The 21,557-nt window shown below is 35.8% G+C and carries 24 protein-coding genes; 10 read left to right on the top strand and 14 right to left on the bottom strand.

The genetic code is table 11. From position 1 onward, the window contains the following. Positions 1 to 27: 27 nt before the first annotated feature. The gene (locus V7Z48_RS07655; protein ID WP_334112816.1) at positions 28 to 525 is read right to left on the bottom strand and encodes a DUF6252 family protein; all 498 of its coding nucleotides are present in this window, start codon (positions 523 to 525) and stop codon (positions 28 to 30) included. A gap of 217 nt (positions 526 to 742) precedes the next feature. Between V7Z48_RS07655 and V7Z48_RS07650 the strand changes: the two genes are divergently transcribed. The 5 genes from V7Z48_RS07650 to V7Z48_RS07630 all read left to right on the top strand — a co-directional run bounded on the left by V7Z48_RS07650 (position 743) and on the right by V7Z48_RS07630 (position 4,922). After that, on the top strand, positions 743 to 1,336 hold the full coding sequence (locus V7Z48_RS07650; RefSeq protein ID WP_334112815.1) for a 30S ribosomal protein S16: 594 nt from the start codon (positions 743 to 745) through the stop codon (positions 1,334 to 1,336). Between the two features lie 238 nt (positions 1,337 to 1,574). Then, positions 1,575 to 2,102, top strand: a complete 528-nt coding sequence (rimM, locus tag V7Z48_RS07645) for a ribosome maturation factor RimM (RefSeq protein WP_334112814.1) — start codon at positions 1,575 to 1,577, stop codon at positions 2,100 to 2,102. Positions 2,103 to 2,146: 44 nt separating this feature from the next. Beyond that, positions 2,147 to 2,860: a tRNA1(Val) (adenine(37)-N6)-methyltransferase gene (locus tag V7Z48_RS07640; RefSeq protein ID WP_334112813.1), complete on the top strand. Its 714-nt coding sequence runs from the start codon at positions 2,147 to 2,149 to the stop codon at positions 2,858 to 2,860. 110 nt (positions 2,861 to 2,970) lie between these two features. Further along, positions 2,971 to 4,149, top strand: coding sequence for an acyl-CoA dehydrogenase family protein (locus V7Z48_RS07635; RefSeq protein ID WP_334112812.1), 1,179 nt, complete (start codon positions 2,971 to 2,973; stop codon positions 4,147 to 4,149). A gap of 32 nt (positions 4,150 to 4,181) precedes the next feature. Continuing rightward, positions 4,182 to 4,922, top strand: coding sequence for an SGNH/GDSL hydrolase family protein (locus V7Z48_RS07630; protein ID WP_334112811.1), 741 nt, complete (start codon positions 4,182 to 4,184; stop codon positions 4,920 to 4,922). Here the strand turns inward: V7Z48_RS07630 and V7Z48_RS07625 are convergent. The 7 genes from V7Z48_RS07625 to trmB all read right to left on the bottom strand — a co-directional run bounded on the left by V7Z48_RS07625 (position 4,919) and on the right by trmB (position 9,635). Continuing rightward, positions 4,919 to 5,251, bottom strand: a complete 333-nt coding sequence (locus V7Z48_RS07625; protein WP_334112810.1) for a 2Fe-2S iron-sulfur cluster-binding protein — start codon at positions 5,249 to 5,251, stop codon at positions 4,919 to 4,921. The two genes, V7Z48_RS07630 and V7Z48_RS07625, sit on opposite strands and share 4 nt — an antisense overlap. A 48-nt stretch (positions 5,252 to 5,299) precedes the next feature. After that, a complete protein-coding gene (locus tag V7Z48_RS07620; protein ID WP_334112809.1) occupies positions 5,300 to 6,361 on the bottom strand; it encodes an NAD(P)/FAD-dependent oxidoreductase in 1,062 nt (353 codons plus the stop codon). A 69-nt stretch (positions 6,362 to 6,430) separates the two neighbouring features. Beyond that, positions 6,431 to 6,670, bottom strand: a complete 240-nt coding sequence (locus V7Z48_RS07615; protein WP_334112821.1) for a NifU family protein — start codon at positions 6,668 to 6,670, stop codon at positions 6,431 to 6,433. Then, positions 6,670 to 7,809 carry an Mrp/NBP35 family ATP-binding protein gene (locus tag V7Z48_RS07610; RefSeq protein WP_334112808.1) on the bottom strand — a complete coding sequence of 380 codons (1,140 nt, stop codon included), beginning with the start codon at positions 7,807 to 7,809 and terminating at the stop codon, positions 6,670 to 6,672. Before V7Z48_RS07610 ends, V7Z48_RS07615 begins: the two co-directional genes overlap by 1 nt. A 187-nt stretch (positions 7,810 to 7,996) precedes the next feature. Further along, positions 7,997 to 8,335, bottom strand: coding sequence for an MGMT family protein (locus tag V7Z48_RS07605; RefSeq protein ID WP_334112807.1), 339 nt, complete (start codon positions 8,333 to 8,335; stop codon positions 7,997 to 7,999). After that, entirely contained in the window at positions 8,329 to 8,958 is a 630-nt protein-coding gene (locus V7Z48_RS07600) for a lysine transporter LysE (RefSeq protein ID WP_334112806.1), read from the bottom strand. The genes V7Z48_RS07605 and V7Z48_RS07600 overlap by 7 nt, the downstream gene beginning before the upstream one ends. Before the next feature lie 2 nt (positions 8,959 to 8,960). Next, positions 8,961 to 9,635, bottom strand: coding sequence for a tRNA (guanosine(46)-N7)-methyltransferase TrmB (gene trmB, locus V7Z48_RS07595; RefSeq protein WP_334112805.1), 675 nt, complete (start codon positions 9,633 to 9,635; stop codon positions 8,961 to 8,963). A 66-nt stretch (positions 9,636 to 9,701) separates the two neighbouring features. On the opposite strand from trmB, the gene V7Z48_RS07590 reads away from it, so the two are divergent. After that, entirely contained in the window at positions 9,702 to 10,757 is a 1,056-nt protein-coding gene (locus V7Z48_RS07590) for a glycosyltransferase (protein ID WP_334112804.1), read from the top strand. On the opposite strand, the gene V7Z48_RS07585 is transcribed toward V7Z48_RS07590, so the two are convergent. Both V7Z48_RS07585 and V7Z48_RS07580 read right to left on the bottom strand, forming a co-directional pair. Then, a complete protein-coding gene (locus tag V7Z48_RS07585) occupies positions 10,731 to 11,771 on the bottom strand; it encodes a sensor histidine kinase (protein ID WP_334112803.1) in 1,041 nt (346 codons plus the stop codon). The two genes, V7Z48_RS07590 and V7Z48_RS07585, sit on opposite strands and share 27 nt — an antisense overlap. Beyond that, positions 11,771 to 12,454, bottom strand: a complete 684-nt coding sequence (locus V7Z48_RS07580) for a response regulator transcription factor (RefSeq protein WP_334112802.1) — start codon at positions 12,452 to 12,454, stop codon at positions 11,771 to 11,773. Before V7Z48_RS07580 ends, V7Z48_RS07585 begins: the two co-directional genes overlap by 1 nt. A gap of 243 nt (positions 12,455 to 12,697) precedes the next feature. Here V7Z48_RS07580 and V7Z48_RS07575 point away from each other — a divergent pair, with 243 nt between their 5' ends. Continuing rightward, positions 12,698 to 14,653: a T9SS type A sorting domain-containing protein gene (locus tag V7Z48_RS07575; RefSeq protein WP_334112801.1), complete on the top strand. Its 1,956-nt coding sequence runs from the start codon at positions 12,698 to 12,700 to the stop codon at positions 14,651 to 14,653. Between the two features lie 71 nt (positions 14,654 to 14,724). Continuing rightward, positions 14,725 to 15,705 (top strand): LuxE/PaaK family acyltransferase, encoded by a 981-nt coding sequence (locus tag V7Z48_RS07570; protein WP_334112800.1) that lies wholly within the window; start codon positions 14,725 to 14,727, stop codon positions 15,703 to 15,705. A gap of 100 nt (positions 15,706 to 15,805) precedes the next feature. Here the strand turns inward: V7Z48_RS07570 and tyrS are convergent, their stop codons facing one another. Continuing rightward, positions 15,806 to 17,110, bottom strand: a complete 1,305-nt coding sequence (gene tyrS / locus V7Z48_RS07565) for a tyrosine--tRNA ligase (RefSeq protein WP_334112799.1) — start codon at positions 17,108 to 17,110, stop codon at positions 15,806 to 15,808. Between the two features lie 87 nt (positions 17,111 to 17,197). Here tyrS and V7Z48_RS07560 point away from each other — a divergent pair, with 87 nt between their 5' ends. Continuing rightward, positions 17,198 to 18,220: an NAD-dependent epimerase/dehydratase family protein gene (locus V7Z48_RS07560; RefSeq protein WP_334112798.1), complete on the top strand. Its 1,023-nt coding sequence runs from the start codon at positions 17,198 to 17,200 to the stop codon at positions 18,218 to 18,220. Here the strand turns inward: V7Z48_RS07560 and V7Z48_RS07555 are convergent. The 3 genes from V7Z48_RS07555 to V7Z48_RS07545 are packed head-to-tail and all read right to left on the bottom strand — an operon-like array spanning position 18,217 to position 20,777. Next, a complete protein-coding gene (locus V7Z48_RS07555; protein ID WP_334112797.1) occupies positions 18,217 to 18,699 on the bottom strand; it encodes a DUF4296 domain-containing protein in 483 nt (160 codons plus the stop codon). The genes V7Z48_RS07560 and V7Z48_RS07555 overlap by 4 nt on opposite strands. Positions 18,700 to 18,702: 3 nt before the next feature. After that, positions 18,703 to 20,049, bottom strand: a complete 1,347-nt coding sequence (locus V7Z48_RS07550; protein WP_334112796.1) for a dihydroorotase — start codon at positions 20,047 to 20,049, stop codon at positions 18,703 to 18,705. A 2-nt stretch (positions 20,050 to 20,051) separates the two neighbouring features. Further along, the gene (locus tag V7Z48_RS07545) at positions 20,052 to 20,777 is read right to left on the bottom strand and encodes a polyprenol monophosphomannose synthase (protein ID WP_334112795.1); all 726 of its coding nucleotides are present in this window, start codon (positions 20,775 to 20,777) and stop codon (positions 20,052 to 20,054) included. A 113-nt stretch (positions 20,778 to 20,890) separates the two neighbouring features. Between V7Z48_RS07545 and V7Z48_RS07540 the strand changes: the two genes are divergently transcribed. Further along, entirely contained in the window at positions 20,891 to 21,544 is a 654-nt protein-coding gene (locus V7Z48_RS07540; RefSeq protein WP_334112794.1) for a DUF4271 domain-containing protein, read from the top strand. The last annotated feature ends 13 nt before the right edge of the window (positions 21,545 to 21,557 follow it).

Genomic DNA, 21,557 nt, shown 5'->3' with positions numbered 1-21,557 from the left:
GGAGAATAAAAAATATCGTTAGAACTTCTAATCATTCGGAAACTCTTCCAACCCACCAATTAATGGTATTTCATGAAAGACACCCTGACTAAAATTAACCGTATTTAATCCGTCGGAAGTGTAGGCATAAAACCAAAATGTACCTGACATGGTTTTAGGCGTAGTGTTAGAAATATCTTCAACAATAATTTCACCAATTGCTGGATACAGCGATAAGCTTTCATCTGGATTATTTGCTGTAGAATACACTACTCCCTGAGAATTTTTAAATAAGGCTCGATTTGGCGCATCGCCTCCTAGCGGAAAGGTCCCACGAGTATCGGTTACTGTGACTAATTGAACACGCTCTAAGTTAATGCCACCTTCTACTAAAAAACCACCAAAATCAATATCAGCAGCATAAAACTCTGCGCGCCACAAACTCCCATCTTTGTTGCCTTGTACCGCTGGTGAATTAAATTCAATTTGGTCGTTACAACTAAACAATAACAGTGCAATAAACGTAAAACTAAATAGATTTTTCATGATTCCAATTGAGTAAAATGAGTTCAAATATAAATATTCCAAAAATAGCAACAAGAAAAAAGATGCCAATTTACGATAAAACGTTATTATTTATAGCAAATCTTATGTTTCAGCACCTCAAAATAATTTTATGAGTTTAAATGTTGATAATAAAAAAATTAGTACCTTTGCGGCCTTATTAATAACAGAGGTCGAGTACCTCATTTAATTAATCATTATGCCTGTAAAAATTAGATTACAAAGACATGGTAAAAAAGGGAAACCTTTTTACTGGATTGTTGCAGCCGATGCAAGATCAAAAAGAGATGGTAAATACCTAGAAAAATTAGGAGTTTACAATCCAAACACAAATCCTGCAACAGTTGAATTAGATGTTGATGGTGCTGTAAAATGGTTGCACAATGGTGCACAACCAACCGATACTGCAAGGGCTATTTTATCTTACAAAGGAGCTTTATTAAAACACCACCTTGATGGCGGTATTAAAAAAGGTGCTTTAACAGAAGCACAAGCTGAAGCAAAATTCAACGCTTGGTTAGAAGAAAAAACTGCCAAAATTCAATCAAAAACTGAAGGTCTTTCTAAAGCTGATTCTGAAGCAAGAGCCAAAGCTCTAGAAGCTGAAAAAGCAGTTAACAAAGCAAGAATTGCTGCCGCTGCACCTGTAGTTGAAGAAGCTGTTGAAGAAGTTGCAGAAGCTTCACCTGAGGTCACTTTAGAATCCGTTGCTGATGAAACAGCCGCTGAAGAAGTAGTTGCTGAAGCTAGCCCAGAAGCCGAAGAAACTGAAGCTCCTAAAACCGAAGAATAAAAATTAGTTTTTATACTTTTGAACCCAGACCTGTGTGTCTGGGTTTTTTATTACACCTCGCCCAGAACTGCCAAAAAAGGCAGTTCTGACCTCTCCGAAGGAGAGATAAATTGGGGCACGAGCAAAACAAATTGATGATGCAAAACTCTAGGAAATTATTTAGATTTAAAATTTAACAAATTTGTAGTCACGCTTAAACTTAATTACTTGAAAACGGAAATCATAACCTTTAATTTTCATGAAAAAAGAAGATTGTTTTTACCTCGGTAAAATTGTAAAAAAATACAGTTTTAAAGGCGAATTGCTCATTAAATTAGATACAGACCAACCCGAATTATACGAATCTTTAGATTCTATGCTTATTGATTTACGCGGTTCGTTGGTACCCTTTTTTGTTGAAAGTTCACAATTGCACAAATCGGAATTATTACGTGTTAAATTTGAAGATGTCAATTCAGAAGCCGATGCGGATTCACTTATTAAATCCGATATCTATTTACCGCTTAGCTTTTTGCCTAAGTTAGCGGACGACAAATTTTACTTTCATGAAATTATTGGATTTACGGTGGCAGATGTAAAATTTGGAACCGTTGGAATTGTAAAATCTATCAATGACACCACTGCGCAAGCACTTTTTGAAATCGACAGAAATGGGGTTGAAATTTTAATTCCTATGAATGATGCTTTTATTAAAAAAGTAGATAAAAAGAAACAAATTATCACAGTGGATACGCCTGATGGGTTGATTGACCTTTACTTAGACTAAAATCCCATCCTAAATCCTTCCCGAAGGGAAGGGCCCTTATTCAGATGCAAAAGCTCTTTCAATTTAAACAATTCACAATTAACCAAGACCGTTGCGCCATGAAAATTGGCACCGACGCTCTTTTGTTAGGTGCTTGGGCACCAATTGAGCACCAACCACTTTCTTTTTTAGATATAGGTGCTGGCACTGGTGTGTTGAGTTTAATGTTGGCCCAACGCTGCAACGCCGTGACCTTTGATGCAATTGAAATTGATGAAGATGCCCACGAACAATGTGTTGAAAATTTTGAAAATTCTACGTGGAGCGAACGTTTGTTCTGTTATCACGCCTCGCTTGAGGAGTTTACTGAAGAAATAGAAGAGACATATGATTTAATTGTTTGTAATCCTCCTTTTTACTTAGATCAATACAAAACTGATGACAAGCGGAGAGACCTTGCGCGTTTTCAAGACGCCATGCCTTTTAAACATTTGTTAGAAAGCGTTTCCAAATTATTGTCGAATAATGGGCGATTTGCTGTGGTGATTCCTTATCAAGAAGAAATACATTTTAGTGACTTAGCTAAATCCTTTGGTTTATTTGCCCATGAAATTTTAAGAGTTAAAGGCAACACAACTTCGAAAATTGTCAGAAGCCTAATTTCATTTGGTTTTGAAAATATCCCATCAAATTTTGAGGAATTGATTATTGAGACTGGCAGACATCAGTACACCGATGCGTATATGAATCTTACAAAAGATTTTTATTTGAAGATGTAGTTTGAAGTTTGAACCCTTCGAAATAAATATCGCTATTTAAATTAAAAGATATCATTGTCCCTTGCAAACGTTTTCGTTAATTTTGCATTATAATTTTTTAGCAATTAAAAATGAAACCAGATTTATTCGAAGCACCAGATTATTACAATATAGACGATTTACTTTCTGAAGAGCACAAATTGGTGCGCGAAGCAGCCCGCGATTGGGTAAAACGCGATGTGTCACCTATTATAGAGGAATATGCTCAAAAAGCAGAATTCCCGAAGCAAATCATTAACGGCTTGGCCGAAATCGGCGCCTTTGGTCCTTACATTCCAGTAGAATATGGCGGTGCAGGCTTAGACCAGATTTCTTATGGTTTAATTATGCAGGAAATCGAGCGTGGCGACTCGGGTGTCCGCAGTACAGCTTCGGTGCAATCGTCGTTAGTGATGTATCCTATCTGGAAATATGGCAACGAGGCACAGCGACAAAAATTCCTTCCAAAACTAGCGAGTGGCGAATGGATGGGCTCTTTTGGTTTAACTGAACCTGACCATGGTAGTAATCCCGGTGGCATGGCGACCAACTTTAAAGATATGGGCGACTATTACCTTTTAAACGGCGCCAAAATGTGGATTTCTAATGCGCCGTTTTGCAATGTAGCGGTGGTATGGGCAAAAGATGAAAGTGGCCGAATTCACGGACTTATTGTAGAACGCGGTATGGAAGGTTTTTCAACACCTGAAACTCATAACAAATGGTCCTTAAGAGCTTCTGCTACTGGCGAATTAATTTTTGATAATGTAAAAGTTCCAAAAGAAAACTTATTACCCAACAAATCTGGTTTAGGTGCGCCGCTCGGTTGTTTAGATTCTGCGCGATATGGCATTGCTTGGGGCGCTATTGGTGCTGCCATGGACTGCTACGACACAGCGTTGCGATACAGTAAAGAAAGAATTCAATTTGGTAAACCTATTGGGCAATTTCAGTTACAACAAAAAAAATTAGCTGAAATGATTACCGAAATCACCAAGGCGCAGTTATTGGCTTTGCGATTGGGTCAACTCAAAAATGACGATCGCGCTACTACGGCACAAATTTCAATGGCCAAACGCAACAATGTGGATATGGCCATTAACATAGCCCGTGAGGCCAGGCAAATTTTAGGTGGTATGGGTATTACTGGTGAATATAGTATTATGCGTCATTCTATGAACCTTGAAAGCGTGATTACCTACGAGGGCACACACGACATCCATTTACTTATTACTGGATTGGATATAACTGGATTAAACGCGTTTAAATAAATCACTTTTTTCATGAAAAACCCGATTAAATTTTGAGGTATTTAAAACAACTGTTTGGATTTTCACTTTTACTTTTTTTATTAGTTAACTGTACGAAAAACAGTGAAACGTTTGCGGATCAAGTTCAAAATGGTATCGAAGATGAAATTGATGATGACATCCAACCAAAGGATTTTAAAATTTTATCATTAGGCGATAGCTACACTATCGGACAAAGCGTTTGCGAAACTTGTCGTTTTCCAGAGCAGTTAAAAGATAGTTTAATACCAAAATTCAATTCGGAGGATAGGTTTGAGGTGCAAGTCATTGCAACTACTGGATGGACAACCACTAATTTATTGAGTGCTTTAGCAGCACAACCACCTTCAAACGATTACAGTTTGGTGACCTTACTTATTGGTGTTAACAATCAATTCCAAGGCAAGCCTTTTGAACTTTACGAAACCGAATTCATTACCTTGGTCAATAAGGCTATTAGTTATGCTCAATATGAAAAATCGAGAGTGATTGTAATTTCAATTCCCGATTATGGTTTTACTCCTTTCGGACAGAATAATCAGCCAACTATTACTGCCCAATTAAACCAATACAACCAATATGCGCAAAATTTCTGTGAAGCCAACGATATTACTTATGTGTATATTACAGATATTACCCAACAAGGTTTGGAAAATCCCGCACTAGTGGCTTCGGATAATTTACATCCTTCAGAATTGGCTTACAGTAAGTTTGTGGAGCGAATTTTACCGTTTGCGATTGAAATTTTAGATTAGCTTTCAGGTGCTAATTCCACTTCTAGACCATCTAAATCCGCGGTTATTGGAATTTGACAACTCAATCGACTGTTTTCTTTCACGTAAAAAGCTTCAGAAAGCATAGCTTCCTCTTCGTCTTGCATTTCAGGTAGTACAATAGCGCTATCTACATAGCATTGGCAACTGGCGCACATAGCCATTCCACCACAAATACCAATGGTACCTTCTGGAGCGAGCTCGTACATTTTAATGACTTCCATTAAGTTCATGGCCATATCGGTTGGCGCTGTAACTTCATGAACAATGCCTTCTCTATCGGTAATTTTAACTGTGATATCGTTTTCCAATCGCGTTATTCTTTAATATATTTAGTTATTACATAGTAGACTTCACCACTAGTCAATCGATTTTACAACGGCTTTTGGCGCTTCCTTTCGGGTGCCATCGAAACCATCAACACCGCTTACTGTAGTATATTTTAATACATATTTTTTACCAGGATTGATAATTTGATAGGCCGCTTGACACATTAAAGTCGCTTCGTGAAAACCACACAGTATCAATTTTAATTTTCCGGGATACGTATTGACGTCGCCAATGGCAAAAATTCCAGGTATATTGGTTTGATAATCTAGTGCGTTATTAACTTTTATCGCATTTTTTTCAATTTCTAATCCCCAATTGGCGATAGGACCTAACTTTGGAGACAAGCCAAAAAGTGGTATAAAATGATCGCACTCTATTTCAAATTCTTTTTCAATATGCTGCGCTTGCGACACAACAACGGCGTCTAATTTGGTATGACCAATAACGTTGATTACCTCAGCTGGTGTGATTAAATTAATTTTACCGCGATTTTTTAAATCTTGTACCTTTTCAACAGAATCTAAAGCACCTCTAAATTCATTTCTTCGGTGAATTAAGGTTATTTCCGATGCAATATTGGCTAAAAAAATACTCCAGTCGAGAGCCGAATCACCACCACCAGCAATAACCACACGTTTATTTCTGTAAACTTCTGGATCTTTAATAAAGTACTCAACACCTTTATCTTCGTAATAAGCAATGTTATTAATGAGTGGTTTTCTAGGCTCAAAACTGCCCAATCCGCCGGCAATCGCCACCACAGGCGCTTGGTGTAGTGTGCCTTTATTTGTGGTAACAATAAAGGTTCCGTCGTCTTGTTTTTCAATAGTTTCTGCGCGTTCGCCTAAGGTAAATCCAGGTTGAAATTGCTTACATTGTTCTAACAATTTATCGGTTAGGTCGCCCGCTAATATTTCAGGATAGGCTGGAATATCGTAAATGGGTTTTTTGGGATAAATTTCAGAACATTGACCGCCAGGCTGTGGCAAGGCATCGATAAGATGACATTTCAGTTTTAGCAATCCTGCTTCAAACACAGCAAACAATCCCGTTGGTCCGGCACCAATAATAAGTATATCTGTTTTAATCATTAAAAGTTAGGAATTTTAAGTTCAAAAATAGATGGGAAATAAGCTATAAAGAATGACATCAATCAGGCATTATTTCACATTAATAACCTGCACAATTTGGGGTGCGTATTTTTTAATGGTCATTTCTACACCACTTTTTAAGGTCATTTGATTCACGCTGCAAGAATTACACGCGCCTTCCAATTGAACTTTCACTATAGAATCGTCTTCTATACTAATTAGTGAAATATCACCACCATCACTTTGCAAAAAAGGTCTGATTTCGTCCAGGGCCTTTTCTATGTTTAATTTTAATTCTTCAGTTGTCATCATTTTTTCTTAATTGCGGCGCAACCTGCCATAGTTGTGATTTTTATCGCTTCGGTAGCCGGTAATTTATCATTTCTTTTTACCAACTCTGTTACCATATTTTTGGTTAAATCTTCAAAAGCTGTTTCAATTAAAGAGCCTGTTTGCATGGCTGCAGGTCGGCCAATATCGCCAGCTTCTCTTATGCTTTGTACCAATGGAATTTCAGCTAAAAATGGCACGTTTAAATCTTCGGCTAAATGTTTAGCTCCTGATTTTCCAAAGATGTAGTATTTATTTTGGGGTAATTCCGCTGGTGTAAAATACGCCATATTCTCAATAATTCCTAAAACCGGCACGTTGATACTGTCTTGCTGAAACATTGCTACACCTTTTTTTGCATCAGCCAGAGCTACGATTTGAGGCGTACTTACCACGACGGCACCAGTGATTGGCAAGGCTTGCATGATACTCAAATGAATATCGCCTGTTCCTGGTGGCAAATCAATTAACAACATATCTAATTCGCCCCATGCTGCATCAAAAATCATTTGGTTTAATGCCTTTGAGGCCATGGGTCCACGCCACACAACCGCTTGGTCTGGTCTGGTAAAAAATCCGATAGAAAGAATTTTAATGCCGTAACTTTCAACAGGTTTCATTTTAGACTTTCCGTCAACGTTAACCGCAAGCGGTTTTTCATTTACTACGTCAAACATAATAGGAATAGACGGTCCGTAAATATCGGCATCTAAAATTCCCACTTTAAAACCCATTTTTGCAAGAGTCACTGCTATATTTGCAGTTACAGTTGATTTGCCAACGCCACCTTTTCCTGAAGCAACCGCGATAATATTGGTGATTCCTGGAACTGGTTTGCCTTTAATCTCATTCTTTGGGGTAACCGCAGCAGCTTCAACCTTTAGGTTAATCGTGATTTTTGCTTTTTCGTAAACTTTATCGTGGATGGTCTTTAAAATTTCCACTTCTGTTTTTTTTCTCGCCTGCAGACTTGGATTTTTAATCGTGATATCGACCACAACTTCATCTCCAAAAACAACCACATTGGTTACGGCACCACTTTCCACCATATTCTGACCTTCACCGGGAGCAGAAATGGTTTCGAGTGCTTTTAATATATCTTGTTTATTAATTTTCACCTTAAATAATTTAGACTTATTCTAAAGTGCAAATATACTGCGAAATGTTCAGAATTTGAAGTAGTTTAATTGAATTGAATTATGCGTTGATGTGGAATTCTTATGACGCTTTAAAATTCTAATTATTTGTAAATTTTTGAAAAATTAGGAAATAATAGAACAAATAAAAAATTAAGATTATCCGAGGTCAAAGTTCCTTCGTCGGATCCCAAAACAGTACATCAAAATTCTGAATTTGATTATTTAAGACTGAAATTCCTTCACTTTCCAAAAGTTGTTGCATAAGGTTGCTGCCTTCAAAGTGATGCTTCCCAGTAAGTAATCCCTTTCTGTTTACAACTCTGTGTGCTGGAACTTCTGGAATGTTGTGAGAAGCGTTCATAGCATATCCAACCATTCGGGCACTTTTGGCAGCTCCTAAAAACTTTGCAACGGCACCATAGCTGGTAACCCGACCATAAGGAATTTGCTTTACTACCTGGTAAACTCGATTAAAAAAACTTGGTTCTTCGGATGGCGCTACCATTCCTTAATAATATTTATCAAGGTTATTAACGCTACTAAGCCAGTGACACCACCTATAAGGTAATTCATACTTTTTTGAGAGGTGAAATGCTTCGATTTAATTTTATCAAAAAAGAAAATATAGATATAAAGCATCACAAAAGTACCCATTGCCGCTCCAGAAACATAGGACATTATATTAATCGTTTCAAAAGTCATCCAACCAAACGACGCCATAGTTAAGGTCATATATGCCTGATATGGGATAGGAAAAACATTTAAACTTGATAAAAAGATACCGTGGAAAAAGCGGCTTTGTTTACTTCTTATCGATGTTTCTATATCTGGTTTTGGTGGTTTTTTGGCAATTAATAAAAAATAGACTGATATCAGCACAAAAATGATAAACGCCACGCGCTGTAGAATTTTAACAACTTCGGGATGGTTATTTAAATACCTTGCAAAAATGGCTGCCACATAAGTCTGCAACACAACCACAAAACAAACCCCGATTGAAAATACAACTCCACGTACATGACCCTCTTTGAGGCTTATTTTGGCAGCCGACATGTTCAATAATCCCGGTGGCACTACCCCAATTAATGCAATTACAAATCCTAAAATAAAAACAGTTGAAATGTTCAATACTACTTCAGTTTAAATTTGATATAGGTGATTGGTTTGTTGTGTTTTAAATATTGACTTTCGTAAAAAGTTTGGATTGATGTAACCTCTTCCGGGCTACCATGATTGTTGTAAACATCGTGATTGGCATATAAAATTTCATAACCCAAACCATGCAATAATCCCAAAGTATATCCGTGCATAAATTCGCTGTCTGTTTTTAAATTCACGATGCCGCCAGGTTTTAAAATCTTTTTATACCGCTCCAAAAATTCCATATTTGTCATCCGATGTTTGGTACGCTTATATTTAATTTGCGGATCTGGAAATGTGATCCACATTTCATCAACTTCATTATTGCCAAAAGCGAATTCGGTGAGTTCTATCTGCGTTCTTAAAAAAGCGACATTGTTAAGATGAGTTTCAACCGCTGTTTTTGCACCCCGCCAAAAACGCGCTCCTTTAATATCAATTCCAACAAAGTTTTTGTTTGGAAATTGTTGTGCTAATGACACGCTATATTCTCCTTTGCCACAACCGAGTTCCAATACTAAAGGATTATTATTTTTGAAAAATGACTTATTCCAAGCACCTTTAAGCGGAAATTTCTCTGTAACCAGCTCATCTCTATTGGGCTGAACAACATTGCTGAAAGATTCGTTTTCCTTAAACCGTTTTAATTTATTTTTACTTCCCACTGATTTCTTAATATGGCGATAAATTTAAGGAAACATTTTAGGTTTACCTTTGCCTTTTTAACGAAAATGAAAAAACCAATATTAGTTGCACCTTTAAACTGGGGTTTGGGACATGCCACGCGATGTATTCCGATTATCAATGCTTTAATTGAACATGGTTTTACACCGATAATTGGCAGCGACGGTAATGCATTTAACTTATTGAAACAAGAGTTTCCAAAACTCGATTTTGTTGAAATGCCATCCTACCATATTAGCTATGCCAAAAAGGCCAAAAATTTTAAATGGTCACTGATAAAGGGTACGCCAAAAATGCTGAAAGCGATAAAAACTGAAAAACAATTTACCAAACAACTCGTTAAGGATTTTGAACTTTGTGGCATTATTTCGGACAATAGACTAGGAGTTTACGACAAACATATTTCATCGGTTTTTATAACGCATCAATTAAATGTTTTAAGCGGAAATACAACCAAAATAAGCAGTAAACTACACCAACACATTATCAAGAAATTTAATGAATGTTGGGTGCCAGACCAAAGAAACGAACCAAGCTTGAGCGGCGTTTTGGGGCATCTCGATTATTTTAATCCAAACATAAAATACCTTGGTCCACTGAGCAGATTTGAACCACATGATCTTGATTTAACCATCGATTTATTGGCTTTATTATCTGGTCCTGAACCACAAAGAACTTTGCTTGAAGTAAAACTTCTGAGAGAACTTCAAAATTATAATGGCGAGGTAATTTTAGTTAGAGGTATAGTTGAAGAACAACAAAATGTATCTAAAGATGGCAATATTACCGTTTATAATTTTATGGCTTCCAAGGAACTTGAAAAAACAATTAACCAGAGTAAATTAATTCTATCGCGCTCTGGTTACACCACCATAATGGACTTGGCTAAATTAAATAAAAAGGCTTTTTTTATTCCAACTCCAGGACAATTTGAACAAGAATACCTAGCTAAAAAACTTGAATCCGATGGAATGGTGCCGTATTGTAATCAAGATGAGTTTAATCAGGAAAAATTAAATTCGGTTTCGAATTATAAAGGTTTGTGCAACTACAACTTTGAGTTGAATTATAAAAAGCTATTTAATCTTTTCCAAAGTGAATGAAAACTCACTTCCAACTTCAACCTCACTTTCCACATAGATTTTTTCATTATGCGCCTCTATAATGTGTTTTACAATAGATAATCCAAGTCCAGAACCACCTTCCTTTCTAGAACCACTTTTGTCAACACGGTAGAACCGCTCAAAGAGTCTTGGCAGGTGTTCTTTGTCAATACCTTCGCCATTATCAGTGACTCTTACTATGACTTTATTTTTTATCAGGTTTTCTATGCTTACTTCGGTAGTTCCTTTTTCACGTCCGTATTTTATTGAATTCACTATTAAATTAGTCAATACTTGCTGAATGCGCTCACGATCTGCTGTCACCATAATTGGAACTTTATATTCCATATCAAAAGCCAAGGTTATTTTCTTCTTTGCAGCTTTCATTTCAAACAAATCAAATACGCTTTGTACCAACTCGACAATGTCAAATTCTTCAATATTTAAACTTAAATCACCCGTTTCTAATTTGGTAATCATATCTAAATCTTTCACAATATAGATAAGCCTCTCAACGCCTTTACTGGCGCGATTTAAATATTTCTTTCTGATTTTTTCATCGTCCATTGCGCCATCCAAAAGAGTAAGAATATAACCTTGAACTGTGAAAAGCGGTGTTTTTAATTCGTGCGACACATTACCCATGTATTCTTTTCGGTATTCCTCCCGAATTTTCAGAGTTTCTATTTCAAGTTTTTTGTCTCTAGCGTATTTGTCAATTTCTTTGGTAAGCGTGCCCATGTCGGTAGTAATGGGCTGATTTCGAAGTGAAGTAGATTCTAATAGGGTTAAATCGTCGTAAATACGTTTTACGCGTCTGTAAATAAAACGCTCTACGCGGTATTGGGTAATTAAAAAACAAACGGTATAAGTAATAAGAGCAAAAAGAATCACAAACCAATCAAGTATATTATTGAAATATAAAAATATACTAACAGCAAGCGTTAAAAATAAGGTGATATAAAGCGACGTTTTAAACGCAAACTTGTATGTCTTTTTGAGTTTTTTTTGCATTAATCGACAAACTTATACCCAACGCCTTTAACGGTTTTAAAAGATTTATCGCCAATTTTTTCTCGAAGTTTTCTAATATGGACATCAATTGTTCTGCCACCAACCACAACTTCATTACCCCAAACTTTATCTAAAATTTCTTCGCGTTTAAAAACTTTGCCAGGTTTTGTTGCTAACAAAGATAGCAATTCAAACTCTTTGCGCGGTAACACAATTTCTTTGCCTTTGCTAATTATTTTGTATTCCTCTCTATTGATGGTAATATTTCCAATTTTAACAATGCTTTCCGTTTGGTCTTCTTCTTTAAGTCGTCGTAATAAGCCTTTAACTTTACTTACCAAAACCTTTGGTTTTATGGGCTTAGTAATGTAATCATCCGCACCAGCGTCAAAGCCCGCTACTTGAGAATAGTCTTCGCCTCGAGCAGTTAGAAAAGTAATAAGTGTATTATTTAAATCTGGATTCGCTCGAATGATCTCGCAAGCTTCAATTCCGTCCATTTCGGGCATCATCACATCAAGAATAATAAGTTGCGGTTTGTATTTTTTGGCTTTCTTGACCGCTTCTGCGCCGTTTTCGGCAGTTATTACTTCGTAACCCTCGGCAGTAAGATTATAGCCAACAATTTCTAAAATGTCTGGCTCATCATCTACCAACAAAATTTTTATATCCTTTTTTTTCATTGTGAATTATTAAACAGCAATAATTGGTATAAAGATAAAACTAAAGCTATCAATTTGCCTATTGTTACTAATAAATAACTTTAAGGTAACATAAATGTAACATAAAATTTTGTTTTTGGCACAGTTAGGATGGAATTTCAAAAGCAATGTTATTTAATTGTAAATAGCTTTATTATCACACTATTGATTTTTACGGTTGGCAAATAATCCTTAATTTTGAAGTCTAACTAAGAAATATAAATTATGAAAAAACTTTACTTTTTATTTACTTTTATTTTTGCGTCTTTGATTGGTTTTAGTCAAGGAAGTGAAGATTTTGAAAACCATGAATTATCTGGTAGTAGCTATGTAGACGGTTCGTTTACAGGAAATAACGGAGTTATATGGGATTACATTCACGTAACAGGAGAGCAAACTTTTCCTATTAATGGAAAAGGAATTTTATTAAGAAGATCGAATGAACCAAGTAGCATTTCAGCCACCTTGTCTGGGGGAATTGAAAATTTTTCTGTTAATACAAGAAAAGCTTTTACAGGAAATGCCCAAAGAAGAATAGAACTTGTTATAAATGGTTCGGTTGTCGCTCAATTTGAACCAACATTTGGTGCTGGTGCAGATGACACTGTTGTACCTTTTGTTGTTGAAAATATAAATATCCCTGGCGATTTTACACTGGCATTGAGATTATATGGTGCGACAGGCAATCAACAGCTTGTAATAGACGATTTAGTTTGGACTGGATTTGAAGGCGCTGCAACGCCCTCTATAAATATTTCTGGTTCTATTCCAAGTTTAGATTATTTTGAAGGCAACGGTCCGTCAGAAGAAGGTACACTAGACGTTTCTGGCCTTAATTTAAATGAAAATATTACAGTAACAGCACCGACAAATTTTGAAGTATCGCTTAGTTCAGGTACTGGTTTTGGTTCCTCTGTAAGTGTTGCTCAAACAGACGGTACAGCTCCTTCAACAACAATTTACGTGCGACTTCAAGAAGGTCTGCCATCTAACACCTATTCGGGGGATGTAACTGCATCTTCTTCTGGAGCAACCAGTTCAACAGCACCGGTTAATGGAACTGTTGCACCTGCCGATCCTCAAATCACGGTTTCAGGAAGTGTGAACTCATTAACCTACTCTGTGGGAAATGGTCCATCAACATCGGATTCATTTTCTGTTGAAGCTATATTTTTAACAGAAAACATTACCGTCACGGCACCGGCTAGTTTCCAGGTCTCTCTTTCTGCCGAATCTGGATTTGGTAACTCAGTTTCTGTACCACAAACAAGCGGCACCGTAAGTTCAACTGAAGTTTACGTTAGATTGGTATCAGGTTTGGCTATAGGAGCCTACTCAGGAGATGTAACTATAGCCTCGTCAGGAGCAACACCTCAAATCATTGCAGTTACTGGAAATGTAGTACCTGCATCCACCAACGCACTCGTTTTATCAGGGGTTTATGATGGTCCATTGGCAGGCGGAACACCTAAAGGTATTGAAATATTAGTTTTAGAAGATATTGCAGATTTAAGTATTTACGGTTTAGGAAGCGCCAATAACGGTGGCGGAACTGACGGCGTAGAATTTACATTCCCAGCAATTAGTGCAAGTGCGCAACAATCTATTTACGTTTCATCAGAAGCTCCTAATTTTGAAGCTTTTTTTGGTTTCTCTCCTGATTTCACTACAGGCGCAATGGGCATAAATGGAGATGATGCTATAGAGCTTTTTGAAAATGGTATAGTCATAGATACATTTGGTGAAATCACTTATGAATCTGGAGCGACACTAGCATGGGACTATCGAGATGGTTGGGCTAAACGAAATAGTGGTACAGGTCCTGACGGCGCAACTTTTGTACTAGCTAATTGGACTTTTAGTGGAGTTGACCAGCTTGAAGGCGGTACTACCAACGATGCTACCACGCTTCCGTTCCCATTAGGAACACTTTCTACTGCGGAATTTAATTCAAATAACTTTTCACTTTACCCAAACCCAGTATCTAACGGCTTGGTGACAATAAATACCACAAATTCAGATGCAATAAACGTATTTGTTTATGACGTGTTAGGGAAACAAGTGAAGAATGAAACTATTATCAACAATACACTTAATGTTGGTGATTTAAATACTGGTATCTACATTTTGAAAATGACACAAAATCAAGCTACCGTTACAAAAAAATTAATTATCAAATAAATTTGATTTTAATATAATATTTAAAAAGCGTTGCCTAGGCAGCGCTTTTTTATTTTCAATAACTTTGCTACATGCAATTAGCCAAGGATATTTTCAATATAAATTCACGCGAAGCATTTAATTCGGTTGCCTTAAAGGTGTTTAAATTTCAATTTGAAAATAATCCTGTATATCGCTCATTTTGCGATTTATTATTTAAACATCCCAGCGATATTCATCATGTAAGTGATATTCCTTTTTTACCCATTCAATTTTTTAAGAGCCACCAAGTTGTTTCAAATACTCAAAAACCAGAAGTTGTTTTTACAAGTTCCGGAACTACAGGAAGCCTAACAAGCAAACATTTTGTAACTGATATCAATCTCTATAATCAAAGTTTTGTAAAAGGATTTGAAATTCAGTATGGCAATATTTCGGATTATGTGGTTTTGGCATTGCTTCCTTCCTATTTAGAGCGCGAAGGTTCATCGCTAATTTTTATGGTGGACTATTTTATTAAAAACTCGCCGCATAGTGAAAGCAACTTCTACCTCCACAACCTTGATGAACTGCATAGAACACTGGAAACATTAGAATCTCAAAACAAAAAAACTTTATTGATCGGTGTTTCTTTTGCGCTTTTAGATTTTGTAGAACAATACCAAATGGAATTAAAACACACTATCGTTATGGAAACTGGTGGCATGAAAGGCCGAAGAAAAGAATTGATTCGCAGTCAACTTCACCAACAACTTTCTAATGGTTTTGGGGTTGAAACCATTCATAGTGAATATGGTATGACAGAGCTACTAAGCCAAGCATACTCTAAAGGAAACGGTTTGTTTGAATGTCCACCATGGATGAAAATTTTAATTCGCGATACAGAAGACGCTTTTCAAATTTTACCAGAATATAAAAATGGCGGTATTAATATTATCGATTTAGCTAATATTAATTCTTGTTCGTTTATAGCAACACAAGATCTTGGTGTTGTGCATTCTGAAGAAACTTTTGAAGTTATTGGACGTTTTGACAACTCCGATATTAGAGGTTGTAATTTAATGGTTTTGTAAGGTATTGAATTAGTTTGCGACCAAGCAAACTTTTAAGATTAAGTTTTTATAAATTGGTTGGTTAATTGAAAACGGATGCTTTTAAAGGCAGCCGTTTTTTTTATTGAACCTTTATAATATAGGTATGCTTTTTACCTTTATTCAGGATAATATACTTTTGGTTGATTAAATCTGCATTGGTTAAAATGTAATCTTCTGCAACTTTTTCTTTGTTTACCATAATGGCATTTTCTTTGAGCGCGCGTCTCGCTTCGCCGTTGGAACTCAAAAAATTTGTTTTGGCTGAAAGCGCTGCTATCATATCTAAACCTTCTGAAAACTCAGCACCTGAAATTTCAAAAAGTGGTACACCCTCAAAAACTTCAAGAAACGTAGCCTCATTTAAAGTGGCAATATCTGCTTTAAAATTTTTACTAAATAAAATAGAAGAAGCTCTTTCTGCATTTTCAAAATCGGATTTAGAATGAACAAAGGTCGTCACTTCTTCAGCTAAGGTTTTTTGAAGTAGGCGCTGGTGTGGTGCTATTTTATGAGCATTTATTAGGTTGTCGATAGTTAGTTGATCTAAAAAGGTGAAAATTTTGATATATTTTTCAGCATCTTCATCGGAAGTATTCATCCAAAACTGATAAAATTTATAAACGGATGTCTTATCGGCATCTAACCAAATATTGCCACCTTCACTTTTTCCAAATTTAGAGCCATCGGCTTTTGTGATTAACGGACAAGTCATGGCGAAAGCTTTGGCCTCTTCACCAACATTCATGCGTCGCACCAACTCGGTTCCAGTGGTGATATTTCCCCATTGGTCGCTGCCGCCCATTTGTAAAACACAATTGTGGTGTTTGTACAAATGATAAAAATCATAACCTTGAATAAGTTGATAGGTGAATTCGGTAAAAGACATCCCAACCGTACCTTCGCCTTGCAAGCGTTTTTTAACCGAATCTTTAGACATCATATAATTTACTGTGATGCGTTTACCAACGTCACGTGCAAAATCTATAAAGCTAAATTGTTTCATCCAGTCGTAATTATTCACCAAAATAGGTGCATTTTCCGCTTTAGAGTTGAAATCTAAAAAGCGAGAAAGCACATTTTTTATACCTTCAACGTTGTGGTTTAAAGTTTTTTCGTCTAATAAATTACGCTCGTTACTTTTCCCCGAAGGATCACCAATCATACCTGTAGCACCACCAACCAATGCAATGGGTTTATGACCTGCCTTTTCCAAATGTACTAGTAATATAATTGGCACTAAACTTCCAATATGAAGAGAATCGGATGTTGGATCGAAGCCAACATAAGCTGTTGTCATTTCACTTAAAAGTTGTTCCTCTGTACCTGGCATGATGTCGTGCACCATTCCGCGCCAGCGTAATTCTTCTACTAAATTCTTTAACATATTTTGAGTGAATTATAACTATGGCGCAAATATAAAAATACAAGCATAAATAACTGGGAATATCGATTATTTCTTTACTTTTAGAACATGATTTTAGTTACTGGCGGCACAGGATTGGTTGGCTCACATTTACTTTTTAAATTAATTTCAGAAGGTGAAAACGTAAGAGCGATTTACAGACGCAAACACAAATTAGAAGAGGTAAAAAAGGTGTTTGCATATTTCAGCGATAATCCCAATGCTATTTACAATGCAATTGACTGGGTTGAAGCCGATATTACAGATATTCCAGCAATGGAAAGTGCTTTTGTTAGCATAAACCTAGTATATCATTGCGCAGCTTTGGTCTCTTTTGAACCCGATAAATACAATATCTTAAAAAAAATAAACATTGAAGGGACTGCCAATGTTGTTAATTTGTGTCTCACATACCATGTGAAGAAATTGTGTTACGTAAGTTCCATAGCCGCCTTAGGCGCACCAAAACCTTCGGAACTATTTATTGATGAGTCTACACAATGGAATAAAGAACTTGACAACAGTGTGTATGCTATCACCAAATATGGTGCTGAAATTGAGGTATGGCGCGGGGTACAAGAAGGTTTAAATGCAGTAATTGTTAATCCCGGAATTATTATTGGTGCTGGTTTTTGGAATGCTGGTGGAAGCGGAAGTTTGTTTAAACAAGTTTGTAAAGGTATGAGCCATTATACCACTGGCACAACAGGTTTTGTTGATATTTGGGATGTGATAAATGCGATGACACTTTTAATGAAGAGCGATATAACGAACGAAAAATTTGTACTAGTTTCGGAAAATCTGACTTTTAAGAAATTTTTTACTGATGTGGCAAATCAAATAAATGTAGCATCCCCAAAAAAAGAAGCGAAACAATGGTTATTATCTCTTGCTTGGCGTTTGGATTGGCTTCGTTCTAAATTACTTGGAAAACGACGAAAATTATCAAAACAAATGGCCAAATCGGCAGTTAGCAAGACCAGATTTAGTAGCGATAAAATTAAAACGCAGTTGGAGTTTGAATTTAAGCCTATGGAAGTTTCCATCGCTGAGACCGCAAAATTATTCAGACAAGATTTTGATGAAAATTAAGACGGCAAACTATCGAGTCTAATCTCAGAAAACTCTCTTTTAATCATCTTTTTTTGATCTTGAAGAGAATCGCGTATTTTTATATTTAGTGCTTTTATAGAATCTTGCTTTCTTTTCTGTTCTTCTTCTTCTTTTTCAAGAGCGGCCTCAAAAATTTTCTTTTCACTCTGAACTTTGTTTTGCACTCTGTCTAATATTTTTTGATATTTTTCTTGATCGAAAGCGTAATACGTGTTGGAGTTTACAAATTGAAGACTATCAATATCATATTTCTTAAAAACGTAATCTTGTGGAAAAACACCGTTGTCTTCTAAGGCCTTTTTGTTAACCCCTTTTGCCGAATTAATAACAAACATATCAAATAAAATATCTGAAAATTGGGCTTCAGAAATAAGATTTTTAGGCTTGTCTGGGCGTCTTTCTTTATTACAAGAAAACAAGATAATACCGATTAATGCCAATATTAAAATTCTTATCATGAACTATCGATTAAAAGTTAATCGCATGGCAGCGCGTTCTTTAGTAAGTTTGAAATTATTATACACCAAATTACCATTTACAAAAGTGTGAGAAATTCTAGATTTAAAAGTTGTTCCTTCAAATGGCGACCAACCGCATTTATATAAAATGTTTTGTTTATTTACGGTCCACGGATGGTTAGCGTCTACAATTACCAAATCGGCATAATAACCTTCTTTAATAAAGCCACGCTTTTCAATTTGAAATAGAATGGCAGGATTGTGACACATTTTTTGAACAATAGTTTCTACTGAAATTTTTTGTTTGTGATAAGCTTCAAACATTGCGACAACAGCATGTTGTACTAGAGGTCCACCCGAAGGCGCTTTGGTATAAACTTGTTGCTTTTCTTCAAAGGTATGCGGTGCGTGGTCGGTTGCAATGACATCTATTCTATCGTCCAATAAAGCCTTCCATAATGCGTCGCGATCTTTACTAGTTTTTACAGCAGGATTCCATTTTATTAAAGAGCCCTTTTTCTCGTAATCTTCAGCACTAAACCACAAATGATGAATACAAACTTCGGCCGTAATCTTTTTATCTTTTAATGGAATTTTATTGGTAAATAAATCCATCTCTTTAGCTGTAGACAGATGAAATACATGTAATCGCGCACCAGTTTTTTTGGCAAGTTCAATCGCTTTAGATGAACTTAAATAACAGGTCTCTGCGTTTCTAATAAGCGGATGGCAATGCATAGGAATGTCATCACCATATTTATCAATATATTTTTGTGTATTCTTCCGGATAGTGGCTTCATCTTCACAATGCACCGAAATGAGTAGGTTTGTTGACGCGAATATTTTTTCAAGGATTTGAGGGTCATCAACGAGCATATTACCCGTTGAAGAACCCAGAAATAATTTTAAACCAGCGACTTCCTTCGGATTCACTTTTAAAATTTCTTCTAAATTATCGTTGGTGCCACCAAACATAAAAGAATAATTTGCATAAGAAGTGGTTCTTGCTATTTCAAACTTCTCGTCAAGCTTATCGATTGTGGTTGTTTGTGGATTGGTATTAGGCATTTCAATAAACGAGGTAATTCCGCCAGCAACGGCGGCTTTCGATTCAGTTTCGATGGTCGCTTTGTGCGTTAAACCTGGCTCTCTAAAATGAACCTGATCGTCAATAGCCCCAGGAATAACAAAGTTGCCCTCTGCATCAATAACATTTACATTGGCAGTTTTGGCGCTGATAGAACTCGCAATTTCATAAATAAACTGACCTTTTATTAGGATATCACCTTCAAATATTTTGCCTTCATTTACAATTTTTACGTGCTTAATAAGTGTTAATTTATCGGCCATGATTATACGTTTTTAAACAAACTATTTAACTTCATTTTGATCACACCAAAAATAGCTTCTGAAATAATGGATCCACTCATTTTAGACTTTCCTTTGGTTCTGTCGGTAAAAATCACCGGAATTTCAACAATTTTAAAACGTTTAAGGTAGGCTTTAAATTTCATTTCAATTTGAAAAGCATAGCCGACAAATTTTATGCCATCTAAATCGAGGCTTTCCAAAACTTTTCTTTTGTAACAAACAAACCCGGCAGTGGTGTCTCTAATAGGCATTCTGGTGACGAACCTTACATATAATGATGCTCCATAAGATAGTAATATTCTACTCATCGGCCAGTTTACAACGTTTACACCTTTGATATACCTTGAACCAATGGCTACATCAAAACCATCAGTTGCACAAGCGTTGTAAAGTAGTACTAGATCATTTGGATTATGTGAAAAATCAGCATCCATTTCAAAAATAAAATCGAAATTTTTTGCCAGACACCATTTAAAACCATCAATATAAGCGGTCCCAAGTCCTTGTTTCGTGCTGCGTTCAAGTAAATATAGTCGGTTTTCAAACTCTTTTGAAAGCTCTACAACCTTATCACCAGTTAAATCGGGTGAATTGTCATCTACAACCAAAATATGAAAATCTACAGGCTGAGAAAATACAGACCTGATAATTGATTCTATATTTTCAATTTCATTAAAGGTTGGTATAATGACTATACTTTTTGACAAGGTCTCTAAATTTTTAGCAAAAGTAAACTATTTGTAAAATAATCGATGAAATGTATGCATTGAAAAATAATCGTCTATCTAAAATGTTGTCACTATTTTTTTAACTTCGCTAAATGTTAAGGGAAGTAATTTTAAACGATTGGTATACCGTCTTTTTGATGTTAGCATTTTTGTGTATAACTGCTTCTAAGCTCTTGTTTGCAAAACGTTTTGAGGATTTTTTATACATCGTAGCCAATTCAAATTACCTAAAAATTTACGCAAGAGATCAAAAATTCATTGATGGCTTTGATGCATTTTTATTTGCCGCTTCCGTTATTTCAATAACTATTTTTGGTTATTTGACTTTCAATACCTTTGTTGGAAATTCAATATTTGAACTTGTGTTTTTCTTAAAATTATTATTTGCCATCGCCACGTTTATACTTATTAAAGTACTCGTAGAGCGTCTTATCGGAAGTCTTTTTGAGATTGATAAATTAATAGATACTTATTTATTTCAAAAAACTACCTACAAAAACTTTATCGGCATCATCCTAATTCCCATTAATATAATATTTATCTACAGTCTAGAACCTACAAAGCTTTCTATATATGTAGTGTTTGGGATAATTCTTCTCATAAATTTTATTGGTTTTATTTCATCATTTCAAAACTTTCAAAAGTTGCTGATTTCTAATTTTTTCTATTTTATTTTGTATCTTTGCGCACTTGAAATCGGACCGTATATCATTTTATACTATCTGATAAAAAATTATAACATTTAAATTGACCCGAATT

Source organism: Paucihalobacter sp. (genome assembly GCF_036825875.1).
GTDB lineage: Bacteria > Bacteroidota > Bacteroidia > Flavobacteriales > Flavobacteriaceae > Paucihalobacter.
The sequence above is the reverse complement of the archived record's forward strand: the minus strand, read 5'-3'. Positions and strand labels throughout refer to the sequence as shown.